Annotated in this window: 16 protein-coding genes and 1 pseudogene; 9 read left to right on the top strand and 8 right to left on the bottom strand. The window is 60.8% G+C overall.

Features of this window, described 5'->3' with window-relative positions:
* Positions 1-106 precede the first annotated feature (106 nt).
* Positions 107-376 carry a hypothetical protein gene (locus DBY20_07955; protein ID PWL78245.1) on the bottom strand — a complete coding sequence of 90 codons (270 nt, stop codon included), beginning with the start codon at positions 374-376 and terminating at the stop codon, positions 107-109.
* Between the two features lie 251 nt (positions 377-627).
* Here DBY20_07955 and DBY20_07960 point away from each other — a divergent pair, with 251 nt between their 5' ends.
* The gene (locus DBY20_07960) at positions 628-1887 is read left to right on the top strand and encodes an adenosylhomocysteinase (GenBank protein PWL78246.1); all 1260 of its coding nucleotides are present in this window, start codon (positions 628-630) and stop codon (positions 1885-1887) included.
* A 101-nt stretch (positions 1888-1988) separates the two neighbouring features.
* Here DBY20_07960 and hypB read toward each other — a convergent pair whose 3' ends face one another.
* The 5 genes and pseudogenes from hypB to mtnA form a co-directional block, all read right to left on the bottom strand.
* Complete coding sequence (gene hypB / locus DBY20_07965) at positions 1989-2645, bottom strand: hydrogenase accessory protein HypB (protein PWL78247.1); 657 nt, start codon at positions 2643-2645, stop codon at positions 1989-1991.
* A 54-nt stretch (positions 2646-2699) separates the two neighbouring features.
* A complete protein-coding gene (hypA, locus tag DBY20_07970) occupies positions 2700-3071 on the bottom strand; it encodes a hydrogenase maturation nickel metallochaperone HypA (GenBank protein PWL78248.1) in 372 nt (123 codons plus the stop codon).
* Positions 3071-3832, bottom strand: coding sequence for a twin-arginine translocase subunit TatC (gene tatC / locus DBY20_07975; GenBank protein ID PWL78310.1), 762 nt, complete (start codon positions 3830-3832; stop codon positions 3071-3073). Before tatC ends, hypA begins: the two co-directional genes overlap by 1 nt.
* A 391-nt stretch (positions 3833-4223) precedes the next feature.
* Positions 4224-4394: pseudogene (locus tag DBY20_07980) on the bottom strand (sec-independent translocation protein MttA).
* 165 nt (positions 4395-4559) lie between these two features.
* Positions 4560-5723: an S-methyl-5-thioribose-1-phosphate isomerase gene (gene mtnA / locus DBY20_07985; protein PWL78249.1), complete on the bottom strand. Its 1164-nt coding sequence runs from the start codon at positions 5721-5723 to the stop codon at positions 4560-4562.
* Between the two features lie 104 nt (positions 5724-5827).
* Between mtnA and DBY20_07990 the strand changes: the two genes are divergently transcribed.
* Positions 5828-7126, top strand: a complete 1299-nt coding sequence (locus DBY20_07990; protein ID PWL78250.1) for a sodium:proton antiporter — start codon at positions 5828-5830, stop codon at positions 7124-7126.
* A gap of 25 nt (positions 7127-7151) precedes the next feature.
* Here the strand turns inward: DBY20_07990 and DBY20_07995 are convergent, their stop codons facing one another.
* Together DBY20_07995 and DBY20_08000 are read right to left on the bottom strand one after the other, a co-directional pair.
* Positions 7152-7961: a transposase gene (locus DBY20_07995; GenBank protein ID PWL78251.1), complete on the bottom strand. Its 810-nt coding sequence runs from the start codon at positions 7959-7961 to the stop codon at positions 7152-7154.
* Positions 7962-7969: 8 nt separating this feature from the next.
* Positions 7970-8800, bottom strand: a complete 831-nt coding sequence (locus DBY20_08000; GenBank protein PWL78252.1) for a hypothetical protein — start codon at positions 8798-8800, stop codon at positions 7970-7972.
* A 181-nt stretch (positions 8801-8981) separates the two neighbouring features.
* On the opposite strand from DBY20_08000, the gene DBY20_08005 reads away from it, so the two are divergent.
* The 7 genes from DBY20_08005 to DBY20_08035 are packed head-to-tail and all read left to right on the top strand — an operon-like array spanning position 8982 to position 18196.
* Positions 8982-11507 (top strand): DNA topoisomerase, encoded by a 2526-nt coding sequence (locus DBY20_08005; protein PWL78311.1) that lies wholly within the window; start codon positions 8982-8984, stop codon positions 11505-11507.
* Positions 11508-11525: 18 nt separating this feature from the next.
* Positions 11526-12206 carry a dTMP kinase gene (tmk, locus tag DBY20_08010; GenBank protein ID PWL78253.1) on the top strand — a complete coding sequence of 227 codons (681 nt, stop codon included), beginning with the start codon at positions 11526-11528 and terminating at the stop codon, positions 12204-12206.
* A complete protein-coding gene (locus DBY20_08015; GenBank protein PWL78254.1) occupies positions 12203-13198 on the top strand; it encodes a hypothetical protein in 996 nt (331 codons plus the stop codon). Before tmk ends, DBY20_08015 begins: the two co-directional genes overlap by 4 nt.
* The gene (locus DBY20_08020) at positions 13189-14658 is read left to right on the top strand and encodes a hypothetical protein (protein PWL78255.1); all 1470 of its coding nucleotides are present in this window, start codon (positions 13189-13191) and stop codon (positions 14656-14658) included. The genes DBY20_08015 and DBY20_08020 overlap by 10 nt, the downstream gene beginning before the upstream one ends.
* Positions 14659-14681: 23 nt before the next feature.
* Positions 14682-16142: a nicotinate phosphoribosyltransferase gene (locus DBY20_08025; GenBank protein ID PWL78312.1), complete on the top strand. Its 1461-nt coding sequence runs from the start codon at positions 14682-14684 to the stop codon at positions 16140-16142.
* A gap of 56 nt (positions 16143-16198) precedes the next feature.
* Positions 16199-17140 carry a DegV family protein gene (locus DBY20_08030; protein ID PWL78256.1) on the top strand — a complete coding sequence of 314 codons (942 nt, stop codon included), beginning with the start codon at positions 16199-16201 and terminating at the stop codon, positions 17138-17140.
* Positions 17141-17143: 3 nt separating this feature from the next.
* The gene (locus tag DBY20_08035; GenBank protein ID PWL78257.1) at positions 17144-18196 is read left to right on the top strand and encodes a hypothetical protein; all 1053 of its coding nucleotides are present in this window, start codon (positions 17144-17146) and stop codon (positions 18194-18196) included.
* Positions 18197-18199: the final 3 nt, after the last annotated feature.

Below are 18199 nucleotides of genomic sequence, written 5' to 3' on the forward strand. Positions count from 1 at the left end.
ACTCTTCTTCTTCCTCTCTCTCGTGCGAATGCGGCCGAACTTCCCCGGTCGCATTCGCATATATGCAGGGTTTTTGCGCGCAGCTCGACCTTTCGGCATCCAGGTCCTAGGGCTCCGGCTCTTCGCGAATAATCGGTATCGGGATGTCGTGTCTGTCGGCTGCGCTTGCGCAACCGGAGCAGCTCCCCTTGCTGCAACCCATGCAGGCGTTTGGGAGCCTGAGGTCCTCATCGCTTGGCAAGTCGGCATCGCGATGCGCGCCATGGCATGAGCGCCCCTTCTTGCCAAAACCGCCGAAGAAGGCGACCTTGATGGCAATGCCAATCCACACGACAACGATGGCAAGTATGATCCAACTCGCAATATTCATATCCATATGTTAGCATACCCTAACTAATGAGACAAATGTCGCCGGGGCACCGGATTTGTCATTTCGAGCGGAGCGGCCGAGGGCTGCGCAGTCGAGAAATCTCCGCCATGGGATTCCTCCACTTCGGGGCCTCGCGGCCCCTTCGGTCGGAATGACAATCGTGGGACAAATGGCCCGTTCATTTACCCCGGCTCGACCGCTTGCTCCATTCGCCCGTGATAGTATGTGCAGCGTGTCATTTCATCGAGGAGGAACCCATGAGCTACGACATCACCGACATCAACCTTGCCGACGAGGGCCGCGCGCGCATCCTGTGGGCCGACCGCGACATGCCCGTGCTCGCCGAGATTCGCGAGCGTTTTGCCAAGGAGCGCCCCTTCGAGGGAATCCGCGTCGGTGCGTGTCTGCACGTGACGACCGAGACCGCCAACCTTGTACGCACGATGATCGAGGGCGGCGCCCAGGTCGCTTTGTGCGCAAGCAACCCGCTCTCTACTCAGGACGACACGGCCGCTGCACTCGTCAAGTACTACGGCGCTGAGGTCTTTGCCCGCTGTGGAGAAGATACCGAGACTTACTACAAGCACCTCGATGCCGTCATCGATACCAAGCCACAGATCACGATGGATGACGGTGCCGACCTTTGCGACCGCATCCATGGCGATCGCCAGGATGCCCTCGAGTACGTCATCGGCGGCACCGAGGAGACGACAACCGGCGTCATCCGCCTGGCGGCCATGGCTGCAGCCGGTGCGCTCAAGTACCCCTCGTTCAATGTCAACGATGCCAACACCAAGCACTTCTTCGACAACCGTTATGGCACGGGCCAGTCCACCCTCGATGGCATCGTGCGCGCGACCAATCGCCTGCTCGCGGGACGCACCCTTGTGGTGAGCGGCTACGGCTTCTGTGGCCGTGGCCTGGCGCAGCGTGCTGCCGGCATGGGCATGAGCGTCATCATCTGCGAGGTCGATCCGCTCAAGGCGCTCGAGGCTCACATGGAGGGCTATCGCGTGATGCCGTGTGCCGAGGCCGCCAAGTACGCCGACGTGTGGGTTACCGTGACGGGCGACCTCAACGTCATCGACGCGCCAGCGTTCGAGAACATGAAGGATAGCGCTATCATCTGCAATTCCGGTCACTTCAATAGCGAGATTAACATCCCGTGGCTCGAGGAACATGCGGTATCGAAGGAGACCCTCAAGCCGCTGGTTGACGAGTACACGCTGCCTGACGGCCGCACCATCATCCTGCTTGCCGACGGACGCCTCGTGAACCTTTCTGCCGCCGAGGGGCATCCCGCCGAGGTTATGGACATGAGCTTCGCCAACCAGGTGCTCGCGGCGGAATATCTGCTCAAGCATCGCGACGAGCTGTTGCCGCAGTGCTACAACATCCCGGCCGAGATCGACGACGAGATCGCGCGCGTCAAGCTCGGCACGCTCGGCATCGAGATCGACACGCTCACGCCCGAGCAGGAGGCTTACCTCAACTCCTGGACGCTGGGAACGGTGTAGGGGACGGGCCCACTGGCGTGCAAAGAAATTACGATTGTGTGAAGAGAAGTCTCGACCCCATCTCACACAATCGCAAAAAACGTGCACGACGCTCGTCGATTCTACTTTGCGGCTTCGATTTGCTCCGAAAGCCAGCCAGCCCACTCGTCAACGCCGTCGCCTTTGGTTGCGGTGATGGCGAAGCTCGGCGCGCTGGGATTGAGACGCGCTATGTGCTCGTCGAAAAGCGTTTTGTCAAAGGTGAAAGCTGACATCACGTCGACCTTGTTGAGGATGATGGCATCGGCCACCTGGAACATTCCCGGGTATTTGAGCGGCTTGTCATCGCCTTCGGGCACGGACAGGATCATCATCTTGATGTCCTCGCCCAGGTAGAAGTCCGCAGGACATACGAGATTGCCGACGTTCTCAATAAAGATAAGGTCGATGTTGTCGAGGTCGAGCACCTCGAGAGCACGATGCAGCATGTCGCTTTCCAGGTGGCAGGCGCCGGCCGTGTTGATCTGCACCGCTGGAATCCCCATGGCCTTGATGGTTTGCGAGTCGACATCACTCGCGATATCGCCCTCGATGACGGCGATGTTGTACTTATCGCGCAGTGCGTTGATGGTTGCCACGATGGTCGACGTCTTGCCCGATCCGGGGCTTGCCAGCACGTTGACCATGTAGACGCCCTTTTCGTCGAGCAGGGCGCGATTTGCCGCAGCGCCCTCGTCGTTCTTGTTCAGAATCTTCGTTTCCAGGTCGATGTGAGCCATGTCGTCCTTCTCTCTCGATGTGCCATGGGGTCTGACCCCTTGGCACATTGGAACCTACGCGGGGTCGTCCTCGTCGTCGGGTGTCTCGATTTCCATGGACGCAACCTCGAGCTCGCGTCCCGCAATAAGCATGGTCGCTGCGGAGTCACAGGCGGGACAGTGGTTGTGGAAGCGGTCGTGCTCGAACTCGTTACCGCAATCGAGGCATTTCGACCGCGGACTCACGAAGTCCATCTCGAGCACGCAGCCATCGAGCAGCGGGTCATCCTCGGAAAGCGCCCCGAAGGCGAACTCCATCGCCTCGGGCACGACCATCGTCATCTCGCCGATCGTGAGCTTGATGTTTGTGATCTTAGTCGCACCGTTTTGACGTGCGACGGGAACGACCGAATCGAATATGCCCTGAACAAGCGAAAGCTCGTGCATTATGCAGCCATCTCCGCTTCTTCCTCGGCGCGCTGGCGCTTGATTCTACGTGACAGTGCAATGCGCGCGGCGGCGAGGGACACCTCGTAGAGCGCGAGAAGCGCGGCGAACATGATGCCCATCGTCACGGGAGAAGCGTCCGGAGTGACGACGGCGGCGATTACGAGCAGGCCAACGTAGATGCCACGCCAGCTCGCACGCATCTTCTTATACGGCACGATGTTGAACAGGATGAGGAAGAACACCACGAGCGGCAGCTCGAACGCAAGGCCAAAGGCAAGCTCGAACAGGATGATGTAATGCAGATAGTCGGTTGCCTGCGGCAGAATCTGACCGATTGACATGCTTTCGTTCGTGAGAAACTGGAACGCCGGACTCAGGCAGAAGCAATAGCAGAACACCATGCCGAGTACGTAGAGTGCGACGGCAACGAAGAACGTCGGCAGCACGTAGCGGCGCTCGTTGGGGCGCAGCGCCGGCAGGAAGAACGCGAGCAACTCCCAGAAGATGAGCGGGCTGCATACGAGGACGGACATGAAAAGGGCGACGCGAAATTTCAGCGAGAAGCCTTCGAAAGCGCCGGTCACATAGACTTCTTGCACGTAATCGCTCACGGGGAGGATGAGGAAGTCGATGAGGTAGGGCGCGAGCAGGTACATGAAGCACACCGTGACTGCGAGGGCGACGACGATTATGACGATGCGGCGGCGTAGCTCACCGATATGGTCCATGAGCGGCATGCGAGCGGGTCCGATGGGCACGTCACTCACCGCCCTTCTCGCCGTCAAGATCGTACAGGCTCGCGGCCATGCTCTTCTTCTTGACGGTGCCGCCTGCCTCGGGAATGGGCTTGCCCTCGGGATGCTCTGCGGGCGCGTCATCAAGGATGGACGCGAACGGATCATCAACAGCGGGTGCCGGAGCTGCTTGCTTTGCCGCCGGAGCAGGAGGCTCACCAGGAACGCCGCCGGGGATGGCAGCGCCGGGCTTACTCGCGGGAGAACTCGTCGAGCTGCCGAACATGTCCTTGAACGGGTCGGTGAACATGTTCTTCGTCTCGTTGAGGGTATCGTTGATGGCGGAGATGTCTTCCTGAATGGGCTTGGTCGACTCTTCGACCTGATCCTTATAGGGGGCAATGGCCTCCTGGAAGGGATCGGCGACCTCTTCCTTGAATTTCTTGTTGGCCGCCTCGGAGGCGTTTCTGAACTGCCTGATCGCCCGTCCTACGGTGCGCCCCATTTGGGGCAGCTTCTCCGGTCCGAAGATGAGGAAACCGAAGAACAGGATAATCACCAGTTCCGTGCCACTGATTCCGAACACGAAAACATCCTTTTCTAACAGCGTTCGATTTCCCTGCAAGCTCGCTACTTTACCACATGCGGCGCGGAGGAAGCGGTGAGACGGCGTGCCTGGCACACTGTCTCATATCGCAGGCATTTTATTGATTCTGGCTATCATTTGAGACAGTGTGCCAGGCACGCCGTCTCACTCGCCTGCGAACTCGATGCCCGTTTCGGTGATGACACCGGTGATGAGCTCGTTGGGGGTGATGTCGAAAGCAGGATTGAAGACGTCGCATTCACTCGGCGCAATGGGAAGCCATTGATGCCCGTAGGGCATACAGCGCACCTCGGCCTCGTCGCGCTGCTCGATGACGACCTCATCGCCCGTCACGAGCGACTTGTCGAAGGTCGAATGCGGCGCGGCGACAAAAAACGGCACGCTGTGATAGCTCGAGACAACCGCGAGCGGATAGGTCCCGATCTTGTTTGCCACGTCGCCGTTAGCGCACACGCGGTCGGCACCGACGATGACGGCGTCCACGAGCCCCTGGCCCATGATGGACCCGGCCATGTTGTCGCAGATGAGCGTATAGGGCACGCCTGCCTGCTCGAGCTCCCACGCGGTAAGGCGCGATCCCTGCTCGACGGGACGCGTCTCATCGACCCAGACCTTTTCGATGTCACCGTTCTCGAAGGCGTGGTAGATGATTGACGTTGCCGTACCCCACGCGGCTGTTGCGAGCGCGCCGGCATTACAGTGAGTCTCGATGCGCAGGGGACGGCCCAAGCGCTGGGCAAGCGTGGAGATGATGACGGCGCCGTTCTCGCCGATGAGCTTGCATGAGTAGATTTCGTCCTCCATGAGCTGGCACGCCTGCTCTTCGAGGTCCTCGGTGATCTTATCAACGCTACCACCCTGGTAAGCGGCCATGCGCGCCGGCGCCACGAGCTCGTTGATCGCCCATGCGAGGTTGACCGCCGTCGGACGTACCGCCGCAATCTCGCGGCCGCGTTGCTCGAGCTTGCTCGCGAATACGGTGACGGAATCGACGTCACTCTTGGGGTTGGCCTGGCGTTTTGCTTCGCGAATGACAGGCCATTCGTTCTTAGCCCAGAGCACAAGGGCGAACGCGCCGGCAATGCCGATGGCCGGGGCACCGCGCACGGCGAGCTCCTCGATTGCATCGCAGACCTGCTTCGAGGTGAAGCAGTCGATGTACTCGATCGAAAACGGAAGCAGGCGTTGGTCGAGCACCGTCAACCGGGCTGCCGCATCGTCAAGATTTGCCGTGGTCAGCGCACTGGGAACCCATCCCTCGAGCGCCGGCTGCCATTTTAGGGAACGCGGAAGATTCTCTCCCACCATGCCTATCGCACCGCCTTTGATTAAAAACACTTAGGCGGATGATACCACCAAGCGTCCGCACGCGGCGGCTTCACGCCTCACAAGACTTTGGCTATCATGAGCGCATGGATAAGAAACCAAACGCAAAGGCATTGCTGCCCATCGTCGTCTTCCTCGTGCTGTACCTCGGATGCGGCATCTATTTCGAGTACATCGCACCGACCGAGGGACAGATGGGCTTCTACGTGGTGAGCGTCGTCGTGGCGTTCGTCATCGCGCTCATCGTCGCGCTGCTGCAAAATCGTTCGCTTTCCTTCGACGAGAAGATCCACGTCTGTGCACGTGGCATCGGTGACGACAACATCGTCATCATGCTCTTCATCTTTCTGATGGCCGGGGCCTTTTCGGGTATTGCGAGTGCGGCCGGAGGTGTCGAGAGCACGGCCAACCTCTTTCTCGACATACTCCCTGCCCAAGCGGCCATACCCGGCCTCTTCGTCATCGCCTGCATCATCTCGCTGGCCATGGGCACGAGCGTGGGCACCATCACGGTGCTAACGCCAATCGCGGTCACGGTTGCGCAGAGCGCCGGCTTCAACTTGCCCCTATGCGTTGGCACCGTCGTGGGTGGCGCGATGTTTGGCGACAACCTCTCGTTCATCTCGGATACCACCATCGCGGCGACCCGCACGCAGGGCGTCAACATGAAGGACAAGTTCTTCAACAACTTCCGCATCGCCTTGCCGGCAGCGCTCATCACGCTCGGCATTCTCATCGTCATGGCACTCATGGCCGGCACGCCCACGCTCGACGACTTCGACTACAACATTTGGCAGGCGATTCCGTACTTCGCGGTGCTTGTCGCCGCGTTGTGCGGCATCAACGTCTTCGTCGTGCTCGGTGGTGGCATCGTGCTCTTTGCCATCGTGGGCGTCGCGACGGGATCGCTCGACTTCGCGACGGCGTTCTCGGCCATGGGCACGGGAACGGCCGGCATGTTCGAGACGATGATCGTCACGATTCTGGTGGCGTCGATTAGCGCCCTCATGCGCGAATACGGTGGCTTTGCGTCGGTGCTCGGCTTCATCAAGCGTCATTTCACGGGCAAGCGCGGAGGCGAGCTCGGTTGCGGTCTGCTCACGTTGCTGCTTGACGTTGCCTGCGCCAACAACACGGTCGCCATCGTCGTGGCCGGACCCATCGCCAAGCACATCGGCGAGAAATACGGCATCGAGCCCGTGCGCGTTGCCAGCCTCATCGACATCTTCAGCTGCGTCGGCCAGGGTCTCATCCCCTACGGTGCGCAGCTGCTCGTTGCCGCGAGCCTCGCCGGCATCGCGAGCGTCGAGATCATGCCGTTCTTGTTCTATCAGTTCCTGCTACTCGCCTGCGTACTCATCAGCATCGCCCTCGACCGCAAATGAGACACATTGGACAGGTACATCTGTCTCATGCACGCGCAATTGTATTGCGACCAATACCGGTAAGTCGTTCAATTTGTCGGATGGATAATCCGTTTGTCTTCATGAGCTTCAAGAGGGCGTCTCTTCTCGGTTTTGAGAATGTCTTTACATCCGTCGTGGGCACATCTCCTAAAATATCCTCTGCTTTTTTAAACAGCGCTGCCTCATCTTTGGTGTATTTGCCATATCTCGCCTCATTGTCGAGGCAGCAAGTCTGATCATGATTTTGGACATGGAATCGTTTAAATGCATCGATTCCTCCGCACAGCTCAAGCACGAGTCTCGTGTCGCATATGACCGAGTTACCAACATATTCCCCATAACTTGACCATGGATAATCGTTGGTCTCGCACAATCCCCCCTTCTTTGGGTTTTCATGGATATAGCGGACGACTGTCAGAAGATACGCTTCGTCGTCAACGGCCTCACTCTTGAAGCGCTCTTGGAACAGGTGTCCCACACGTCCCGCTTTTGCGTTAAACCATCGCGCATAACCACCGGATAGCTTTTGCATACATTCCGCAAGCTTTTGCAAATCAGCATGGACGAGTAGATGGAAATGGTTGTCCATAAGGCAGTAAGCGTGTAGCCGGACCTCACTAAGGTCAACTGTTTTCTGAAGCAAATGCAGAAAAACGCGCCTGTCCCCATCACATTCGAAGATTATCTGCCTTCCTGTTCCGCGGGCCATCACGTGGTAGAACCCTGCCTCACTCATTTTTCTTTTCCTGACCATTTTTTCTCCAATCTTTGGTTTGCCAGAATGAGACAGATGTACCTGTCCAATGTGTCTCATCTGTTTCTTCACCAGACGCGGCAGCAGGTGACGGTGCGGATCTCGTGGGCGCCGCCGTCGAGGAGCACGTGCGCTGCTGCCGAAAGCGTCGCGCCCGTCGTGAAGACGTCGTCGATGAGGACGATGCGTCGCGGCGGCGCGCCTGCGTCCGATATCGCCCCCGCCGCCAGCGAGAATGACCCACTGCGATTTGCCAGTCGCTCCCCGCGTCCCAACTCGCGCTGGTCGCGTGCCCCTTTGCAACTTGCAAGCGCATGCACGAGCGCCATCCCCGTACGTCGCGCGACAATCTCCGCCACGCGTTCCATATGGTCGAAGCCGCGTCGCAGCAGCGCCTCGGGCGATGCTGGCACGTACACAAGCGCATCTGCCCACTGCGACCAATCCTGGAGAGGCGGCGGGATTTCTCGACTCCGCTCCGCTTCGCTCGAAACGGCAACAGGGGACTTCGCTTTACTTGATTCACGAACTGAATGACTCGCCTGTTCGTTCCCTATCCACCTGCCCCATGAGACAGATGTACCTGTCCAATGTGTCTCATTTCGTCCGCGGATGGCGGTGCAGAGAAGCGATGCGATCACCGCGTCGAGGCGCAGTTCGTCGCTGTCCTTGTAGGTGCTGATGATTCTCCGCGCACCGTCCTCGAAGGAAAGCGCCGCTCGCGCCTGCGTAAACGGAAACGCCTCCTCGGGATGCAGCAGCGCCGACTCGCTACCGGGCATGGGGCACTCCGTGCATAACGTGCGTCCAAACGGCGCCCCGCAACGCGGACACGCAAGTGAAAGATCGATGAAGGGAAGAGAAGATGCGCAGCCCTCGCACAAAACGCTGCCGGGCATGTCGCACACGACACAGCGCGTGGGGCTAATCGTTTCCAAAATGGAGGTAGCCAGAACCTTATATATATGGTTAAAATCGTGCAACTGAGGCCTTTCCGGCCCCACCCGCTAGTCTCCGCGGGTAATTGTAAGCCATAGCTGTCTTCAAGAACGCAGCAAAAACGAGTGAGTGATGGACAACATGGAACTAATCATTACCGAGAAGAACATCGCGGCCCAGCAGATCTCTCGCCTTCTTGCCCAAGGTGGCAAGCCCGAGACGGACAAGGTCTACAACACCCCCGTGTACCGCTTCAATCGCGACGGCCACGAATGCGTCGCCATCGGTCTCAAGGGCCACATCCTCGGTCTCGACTTCCCGCAGGAGCTCATCTACAAGAAGAAGACCGGCTGGGTTGGTCTCGAAGAGGACGGCGAGGTCATCGATGCGCCGGACGTCCCCAAGGAGCTCCCCACCCCACCATGGAAGTCCAAGCGCCGTCCGTACATTCCCGAGGGCATCAACCTCAAGGGCTGGAAGATTCCGTCGCTGCCCTACCTCACCTACGCGCCCATCGTGAAGCTTCCCGCCGAGAAGGACATCATTCGCTCGCTCAAGAACCTTGCCAAGAAGGCGGACGAGATCGTCATCGCCACCGACTTCGACCGCGAGGGCGAGCTCATCGGACTGGATGCCATCTCGGTCGTGCGCGAGGTGAACGAGACCGCTCCCATCACGCGCTCTCGTTACTCGGCCTTCGTGAAGAAGGAGATCGAGGAGGCGTTCTCTCCCGCCAAGCTCACGATGCTCGATTACGACCTTGCGCATGCGGGCGAGACGCGCCAGTACATCGACCTCATCTGGGGCGCCGTGCTCACGCGTTACCTCACTTGCGTGAAGTACAGCGGCATCGGCAACACGCGCTCTGCCGGCCGCGTGCAGACCCCGACGCTTGCCCTCGTGGTCGAGCGCGAGAAGGAGCGCGATGCCTTCATCCCCGAGGACTATTGGGTCATCACCGGCAACGCCGCCCCCAAGGGCGATCACGACGAGGCCTTTACCGCGACGCATGCCACTGCGCGCTTCAAGGACAAGGACGAGGCAGATGCCGTCATGGCCCGCATTGCAGGCGCAAGCGAGGCGACCGTCGGCACCATCGAGAAGAAGCGCCGCAAGTCCAATCCGCCGGCTCCGTTCAACACCACGTCGCTCATGGCGGCGGCAAGTTCCATTGGCATCAAGCCGGCGCGCACCATGCGCATCGCCGAGTCGCTCTACATGAACGGCTATACCTCGTATCCCCGCGTCGACAACACGGTCTACCCCGACAATCTCGACCTGCGCGAGGTCCTCGGCATTCTCGCCAAGGTTCCCGATTTCCGCGAAGGCGCCGAGGAGCTGCTCGCCAAGAACAAGCTCACGGCAACGCGCGGCAAGCAGGAGACGACCGACCACCCGCCCATCTACCCCACGGGCGCGGCCGATCCCGACAAGCTTCGCCCCGAGGAGTGGAAGCTCTACAGCCTCATCTGCCGCCGTTTCATGGCGACGCTGTCCGAGGCCGCCGTCCTCGAGTCCACCAAGGTCACGCTTGACGTCGCAGGCGAGGCATTCACCGCCCGCGGTGACGTGCTCGTCGAACCGGGCTATCGCAGCGTGTATCCGTACGGCCTCAAGAAGGACGAGCAGATGCCCCCGCTCACCGAAGGGCAGACGCTCGACTTCTGGGATGCCGACTGCGCCCACAGGCAGACCGAGCCGCCCGCGCGCTTCTCGTCGGGTAAGCTCGTCCAGGAGATGGAGGCCAAGGGTCTGGGCACCAAGGCCACGCGCCACGACATGATCGAGCGCCTCTATAGCCGCCATTACATCGTGAACGATCCCATCGAGCCCACCCAGCTCGGCATCGCCATCATCGATGCACTCGAGAAGTTCGCCGAGCCCATCACCACGCCCAACAGGACTGCTGAGCTCGAAGGCGAGATGACACAGGTTGCCGATGGCAAGCGCCAGCGCGACGAGGTCGTGCTGCACTCGCGCGAGCTGCTCGGCGGCATCATCGAGGCCCTCATCCCCGAGAAGGACGCCATCGCGGACATGATCAGCGACGCTGTCACGGCCGACAGCCGCGTCGGCGCGTGCCCCAAGTGCGGTGGCGACCTCTGCGTGAAGACGTCGGCCAAGACCCGTGCGAGCTTCGTCGGTTGCAACAACTGGCCCGATTGCGACGTGACCTACCCGCTTCCCCAGGGCCGCTACGAGGCGCTCGAGGAGCCGTGCCCCACGTGCGGAGGTCCGCAGATCAAGGTCACGCCCTTCAGGCAGAAGGCGTATAACCACTGCCTCGATCCCGAGTGTCCCACCAACAAGATGGAAGAGATCGTCGTGGGCACCTGCGAGGTCTGCAAGGAGGCGGGTCGCGAGGGCAAGCTCATCGCGCAGAAGAACCCGCGCACGCTCAAGCGTTTCATCCGCTGCGAGAATTTCGAGCAATGCGACGTGAGCTATCCGCTGCCCCAGCGCGGCGACATCACCGCGACGGGCGAGGTGTGTGACGAGTGCGGTGCCCCCGAGGTCATCGTCTCGACGGCTCGTGGCCCGTGGCGCATCTGCGTGAACATGAACTGCCCCAAGCGCGAGAAGGAGAAAGCCGAGAAAGCCAAGAAGTCGAGCGGTGGGGCCAAGAAGAAGTCCACGGCAAAGAAAAAGACCGCGGCCAAGAAGTAGACGAGGCACCATAGCTGCATGAATAACAACGCAGATAGCACCGGGGGCATTTTCCTCACGCTCGAAGGCGACGATGGCGTCGGCAAGTCGACCCAGGCTGACCTTCTCGCCAAATGGCTCGAGGATCGGGGTCACACGGTCCTGCGCGTGCATGAACCAGGCGGTACGCGCCTGGGCGAGAAGATCCGCGCGCTCCTTCTCGACAAGGACGACGACGCGATGGTGCCGCTTGCCGAGCTCCTGCTCTTCGAGGCGGCTCGCGCCCAGGTGATGAGCGAGGTCATCGAGCCGGCACTTGCCGCGGGCAGCATCGTCGTCTGCGATCGTTTCACCGACTCCACGCTCGCCTACCAGGGTTACGGCCGCGAGCTCGGTGCCGAGCTCGTGCGCTCGACCAACGATCTCGCCTGCGGTGGCCATTACTCGGATCGTACGCTGTTGCTCTCGCTTGACCCCGATGTCGCCCGCAATCGTGTGGAGAGCCGCGCGAGCGGCGGTGCGACAGACCGCATGGAGTCTGCGGGCGATGCCTTTCGCACGCGCCTGCGCGCGGGCTTCGAGGAGATAGCCGCCGCCGAGCCCGAGCGTGTGCACGTCATCGATGCCAACGGCAGCGTCGAGCAGGTGCATGGGCGCATATGCGATGACATCGCCGATTTGCTTGGCACGATAGGGGCTGGGGCGGAGGGGCGCTCATGAGCGAGCTCTTTGCCGACATTGTTGGTCAGGACCAGGTCATATCATATCTCCAGCGCGTGCACGATACGGGCAACGCAACGCATGCCTATCTCATCGCAGGCGGCGACGAAAGCCTGGGCGCCGATTTGGCGCTGCGTTTTGCGGCCGGTCTCATCGCGCGGGGTGACGCGCAGGCGCAAGACGAGGTTCTGCGACGTGTCCACCCCGACCTGCACGTCTACACGCCTGCTGGCACCGACGGCTACCTTGTCGAGCAAATTCGCGAGCTCACGCGTGATGCCGAGCTCGCTCCCATCCGCGCCGCAAGCAAGGTCTACATCGTCCAAGACGCCCATCGCCTGGCGGGGGCGCCGGCAAACGCGTTCCTCAAGACGCTCGAGGAGCCGCCGCACGATGTCACCTGCATACTCGTCGCCAATAGCGAATCCGCGGTACTCGAAACCCTGCGTAGTCGCTGCGAGGTGCTCGTGCTCAACGCCATCTCGGGGGTACGGACCGGAAACGCCCAGGTCTTCGACATGCTCTACGCGCTTGCGCGCGACTGTGACAACCGTACGCTGCTCGGCAACTCCAAGCGTTTCGTCGAGCTCGCACGTGAGCAGGCGGCAAAGATGAGCGACGATGACCTCGATGTCGAGGCATACATCGAGAAGTACGATGACTACCTTTCGCAGGGTGCCAAGAAGCAGATCGAGCTTGCCGGCAAACGCGAGGCAACTGCGCACGAGCGTGCGGCCCTCTTCGACTTCTGCGCCCTCGTGCGTGCCTGGTTACGCGATTGCCTCGTGACGCGCGAAGGAGGCTCGGAGCTGCTCGCGTACCCCGAATGTGCCGACCAGACCTCTCGGGTGGCTCGCTCGACGAGCATCTCAGGTCTTCTTACCGCGCTCGATGCCGCCAAAGGAGCCATCGCGCGCATTTCGTATAATGTGACACCACAACTTGCGATTGACGCAATGTTCTTAGAAATCAGGGAGGCGTTATGCCATTAGTAGCGTCCGTTCGACTTCGCTACGCGTCCCAGGACTATTGGTTCGACCCTGCTGGCCTTGACGTGAAGGCGGGAGACCACGTGCTGGTCGAGACAAGCAAGGGCACCGAAATTGGCCTGTGCACTCAAGATGTCGTCGATGTCGAAGAGGTGGAGCTCGCCAAGCCACTCAAGCCGATCATCCGCATCGCGACCGAGGAGGACCTCGAAAAGGCCGACGAGATAGCCGCGCGCGACCAAGAAGCGCTTGCCGTCTTTCATGACCTTGCCGATAAGAACCACCTCGACATGAGTCCCTCGGCTGTCGAGTTCTCGTTCGACGAGTCGCATGCGACTTTCTACTTCACCTCGGACGATCGCGTGGACTTCCGCGGTCTCGTGCGCGATTTGGCTGCTGAGTTCCACACGCGCGTCGACATGCGCCAGATCGGGCCGCGTGACGAGGCCCGCATGCTCGGTGGCTTGGGCCATTGCGGCGAGGAGCTGTGCTGTGCACGCCTAGGTGGCGAGTTCCAGCCCGTGAGCATTCGCATGGCCAAGGAGCAGGATCTCCCCCTCAACCCTACGAAGATTTCGGGTCTGTGCGGCAGGCTCATGTGCTGCCTGCGTTACGAGTACGAGGCATACAAGGACTTCAAGGGCCGCGCTCCCAAGAAGAACGCCCTCATCGACACGCCGGCGGGCATGGGCAAGGTCGTCGAGTTCGACACGCCACGCGAGACCGTGCGTCTGCGCATGGAGGACGGCTCGAGCCTCACGCTTCCCGTCTCGGCCCTCGACACGGGCGACAAGGTGCCGCGCGAGGGCGAGCGTATCCGCCCTTGCCACATCTCACAGGAGAACTTCGACAAAATCATGGAGGAGCTCAGCAACGACAGCAATCTCGCGATGATGGGCGAGAAGCTCTTCTCCGATGACCCCAATCTGGCTGATACCACGGCCGAAGGCGGCTCGCTCGAGCGCGTTCACCGTCGTCGTCGCGGCTCGTCGGGCTCTTCCTCGCACGGCTCATCGGGCGAATCGGGTCGCAAGCCACGCAAACGCGGGTCATCCTCGCCGGAGCCCAAGCCGCGTGACGAGCGCAAGCGCCGCCGCTCCGTCTCCGCAACCGACGGCAGCGAGATCAAGCACGACGACTCCACGCGCAAGCAAGCGGGTGGCTCCAAGGACGAGCAATCCCCGAGCAACGCGAACCGCTCGCGCAATCGCCGCAGGCGCTCGAACGGCAAGCCACGCGAAAACGGCCAGAGTACGCAGTCTAAGGATGGCGCGCAGAGCAAGAATCAAGGTTCCTCGCGTCCGCGCCCCGGTCAGCACTCATCGACCGTAAGCGGAAGCGCGGCACAGGGCGGCTCAGGCGGCTCGAATGGTTCGGGCAACAAGCGCCGCCGCAGACGCCGTGGCGGGTCGGGACACGGTCAGGGTTCGGGCAAGCCGGGCGAGGGCAAGGCAAGCGAATAACACGCGCGAAGCGGGAGATGCACATGGCACGCAACATGACGCTGTTGACCGATCTCTATGAGATCACGATGGCTCAAGGATATTGGTCGCAGGGCAAGCTCGATACCGAGGCGTGCTTCTACTCGTTCTATCGCGATAATCCCTTTGGGGGCGGTTACGGCATCTTCTGCGGTGCCAACCAGATTGCCGAGCTCATCGACGGTTTCGGTTTTACCGATGACGACATCGAATATCTCGCGACGCTCACCACCGCATCCTCGACCCCGCTCTTCAATCCGGCGTTTCTCGACTGGCTGCGTGACCTCGAGCTGTCTGTCGATATCTGCACCGTTCCCGAAGGCTCACCCGTCTTTCCGCGCGAACCGCTCGTGCGCGTGATGGGGCCGCTGCTGCAATGCCAGCTTTTGGAGCCGGCCATCCTCAATGGCGTCAACTTCCAGACGCTCATTGCCACCAAGGCCGCACGCATCTGTCGGGCAGCCGAGGGACGTCCCGTTTCCGAGTTTGGCCTACGTCGCGCACAGGGCCCCGATGGTGCCATGTCCTCGTCGCGCGCCGCCTATGTGGGCGGATGCGCATCTGTCGCCAACGTGCTCGCGGGCAAGTGCTACGACATTCCCGTAAGCGGCACGCATGCACATTCGTGGGTCATGTCGTTTCCCGACGAGCTATCTGCTTTCAGGGCATATGCGGCTGAAATGCCCGATAACTGCACGCTCCTCGTAGACACCTATGACGTGGAGCAGGGCGTGCGCAATGCCATAATTGTCGCTCGTGAGCTCGAGCGCGATGGGCATAAACTCCAGGCCATCCGCATTGACTCGGGTGACTTGGCGTGGCTCTCCAAGATGGCCCGCTCCATGCTCGACATGGCCGGACTCTTCGATGTGGGCATCGTGCTTTCCAACGACCTCGACGAGTACACGATCATGTCGCTTAACGACCAAAAAGCCCAATACACGGCCTTGGGTGTGGGCACGCACCTCGCCGCCGCCTATGGGCAACCCGCCCTCGGAGGCGTCTACAAGCTTTCGGCCATACGCGAGCCGGGGCAGGAGGAGTGGACGCCGCGTCTCAAGATTTCCGAGCAGCTCTACAAGCGCACCATTCCCGGCGTGCTTGACGTGCGTCGTTATTTCGATGCGGATGGTCACTTGGCCGGTGATCTCATCATTGACGTGCACGACGAGCTACCCGCAGAAGCCGTCATGGTAGATCCGCTCGACGCGACGCGTCGCAAGAAGGTGGAGGGGCGCTTTGAGACGCTGCTCAAGCCGCTCGTCAAGGACGGCCGAGTCGAAGACGTCGATCTGTCGGCACGAAGCGCGCAGGCGCGATGTGCCGACCAGCTCGCGTTGCTGGACGATTCGATCAAACGCTTCATGAATCCGCACGAGTATCCGTGTGGCATCGAGCGCGGGCTTTTTGATCGTCGCAACGAGATGGTCATTGCCACGGGGAAGAACAGTTCGCTCTATGATTAGAGCCGAAGACGCGATGCGGGGCAGTTCCCCGCGTGCAAATAAGAAGGGGGCATCCGATGCCAGAAGATAAGATTCAGTGCCGTTTGGTTCTCGATTCGTGCTGCGATCTTCCCGCCGAGATTATCGACAGCGCCAAGGTCGATCTCCTCGAGTTTCCGTTCAACATGAACGATGGCGAGCACTTCGACGATATGTGGAAGAGCATGACCGCCAAGGAGTTCTACGACCGCATGCGCAAGGGCGAGGTCTCGGGAACGGCGCAGGTTCCCGTCTCCGAAATCACCGAGCGTTTCGAAGCCTATGCCAAGGATGGCATGCCGACGGTGTACCTCGGCTTTAGCTCCGCGCTTTCCGGTACCTTTGGGCTTGTCGAGCAGGTTGTCGGCGACATCAGGGAGCAATATCCCGATTTCGAGATATACGTGATCGATACCAAGCTCGCGTCGATTGCCGAAGGCCTGCTTGCCTACGAGGCAATCAACCAGCGCAATCGTGGCCTTTCGGCCAAGCAGCTCGCAGCATGGGCCGAGGAGGCGCGCTGGTTCGTGAACTGCCTGTTCACGGTCGATGAGCTCGAGTACCTGCGTCGAGGCGGTCGCATTCCGGCAGCGGCAGCCACCATCGGTGCCAAGCTCAACATCAAGCCGCTGCTCGCGTTCGATCTCGACGGTGCTCTCTCTCTTGTCGGCGTCGCCCGTGGCCGCAAGAAGTCGCTCAAATCACTGGTCAAGTGCTATGACGAAAACCACGCCGATGACCATGGGTCCAACGGCGTCGTGCTCACGGCCTCGGCAGATGCGGAAGGCGACGTCAAGTGGGTCGAGGAACATCTCAATCGCCCCGAGGGCGCCATCCCCGCCATCCGCAGTCAGATCGGCCCCGTCATCGGTTCGCACGTCGGTCCGGGTATGGTCGCCGTCGTGTTCTGGGGCGATGACCGCCGCGAGAAGATTTCTATTGCCGATCGCATTGCCAACAAGATAAACAGTGGGGAGTAATTGATGATCAGTCCGCTTGACACGCGCATCGCGTTCTTTGGCGGGTCAGCACAACCCGCCGTCATCGAAGCGATTGCCAAGCTCAAGATGAGCGGGTTCGATGTCGTCGTCGCGAGTCACGATCCGCGCGAAGCCCCGGCCCTGCGCGAAGTGGGTGCGGTCTTCATCGACGACCGCATGGAGGCCCTGCTCGGCAGCCAGGTCGTCATCACCTCGCTGCGCACGACGGCCGAGGTCGAGAACCTGTATCTCGGCGATGAGGGCCTGCTCGAACTCATGGATCCGGGCACGTTCTGCATCGACTTGAGCATATCAAGCCCGCGTCTCGCCCGCGAGATCCAGGCGGTCGCCGCCGTCTCAGATATCGAGGTGCTCGATGCCCCCATCGTCTGCGTGGGCGAACATGAGCAGCCCATCGCCTTCGTGGGCGGTGATCCGCAAACGCAGGAAACGCTCTCGCCGCTCTTCCCGTACCTGGCCCCCGTCATCATGCCGCAGGAGTCGGCAGGTGATGGGCAGTTCGCCGCCATGATTAGCATCATCGCGCTTGCCGGATCCCTCATGGGCGCCATCGAGGCAATTTCGCTCGCACACATTGCGGGCTTTCCCGAGAAGAACGCGCTCAATGTGCTTGCGTCAACCTCGGGCGGCTCGCGTGCCCTTATCGACTACATTCCGCAGGTGCTCAGCCACGACTATACGGGTCTCATCAATATCGCGAGCTTCCTCGACATGCTCGACGTCGCGCTCGACACCGCCGAAGAGCTTGAGGTGACCATTCCCATGACCGAAACGGCCTATCAGCTCTACGAGTTGCTTCAGGCAGTTGGCGGCGAGGAAATGAACCTGCAGGCCCTCGCCCTGCTGTACGAGGATGAGCAGACCTGTGCCGATTATGGCCTGGATTGGGCGCTCGCCGAGGGATTCAACGAGCGCTGCGAGCGTTTCGACGATCTTTTCGGTGGCTCGGGTCTTCTCGATGATGATACCCCGGGCTCCTCCGGTCGCTCGCATGGCGACCCACCGCCCATTGACGGCTTCTTTTCGAAGAATTAGACG

Source organism: Coriobacteriia bacterium, assembly GCA_003149935.1.
Classification (GTDB): Bacteria; Actinomycetota; Coriobacteriia; order Coriobacteriales; family QAMH01; genus QAMH01.

What these genes read in the sequence shown, in the direction of transcription:
- DBY20_07955 (PWL78245.1), bottom strand. Translation starts at nt 376, where the DNA reads ATGGATATGAATATTGCGAGTTGGATCATACTTGCCATCGTTGTCGTG.
- DBY20_07960 (PWL78246.1), top strand. Translation starts at nt 628, where the DNA reads ATGAGCTACGACATCACCGACATCAACCTTGCCGACGAGGGCCGCGCG.
- hypB (PWL78247.1), bottom strand. Translation starts at nt 2,645, where the DNA reads ATGGCTCACATCGACCTGGAAACGAAGATTCTGAACAAGAACGACGAG.
- hypA (PWL78248.1), bottom strand. Translation starts at nt 3,071, where the DNA reads ATGCACGAGCTTTCGCTTGTTCAGGGCATATTCGATTCGGTCGTTCCC.
- mtnA (PWL78249.1), bottom strand. Translation starts at nt 5,723, where the DNA reads ATGGTGGGAGAGAATCTTCCGCGTTCCCTAAAATGGCAGCCGGCGCTC.
- DBY20_07990 (PWL78250.1), top strand. Translation starts at nt 5,828, where the DNA reads ATGGATAAGAAACCAAACGCAAAGGCATTGCTGCCCATCGTCGTCTTC.
- DBY20_07995 (PWL78251.1), bottom strand. Translation starts at nt 7,961, where the DNA reads ATGAGACACATTGGACAGGTACATCTGTCTCATTCTGGCAAACCAAAG.
- DBY20_08000 (PWL78252.1), bottom strand. Translation starts at nt 8,800, where the DNA reads ATGCCCGGCAGCGTTTTGTGCGAGGGCTGCGCATCTTCTCTTCCCTTC.
- DBY20_08005 (PWL78311.1), top strand. Translation starts at nt 8,982, where the DNA reads ATGGAACTAATCATTACCGAGAAGAACATCGCGGCCCAGCAGATCTCT.
- tmk (PWL78253.1), top strand. Translation starts at nt 11,526, where the DNA reads ATGAATAACAACGCAGATAGCACCGGGGGCATTTTCCTCACGCTCGAA.
- DBY20_08015 (PWL78254.1), top strand. Translation starts at nt 12,203, where the DNA reads ATGAGCGAGCTCTTTGCCGACATTGTTGGTCAGGACCAGGTCATATCA.
- DBY20_08020 (PWL78255.1), top strand. Translation starts at nt 13,189, where the DNA reads ATGCCATTAGTAGCGTCCGTTCGACTTCGCTACGCGTCCCAGGACTAT.
- DBY20_08025 (PWL78312.1), top strand. Translation starts at nt 14,682, where the DNA reads ATGGCACGCAACATGACGCTGTTGACCGATCTCTATGAGATCACGATG.
- DBY20_08030 (PWL78256.1), top strand. Translation starts at nt 16,199, where the DNA reads ATGCCAGAAGATAAGATTCAGTGCCGTTTGGTTCTCGATTCGTGCTGC.
- DBY20_08035 (PWL78257.1), top strand. Translation starts at nt 17,144, where the DNA reads ATGATCAGTCCGCTTGACACGCGCATCGCGTTCTTTGGCGGGTCAGCA.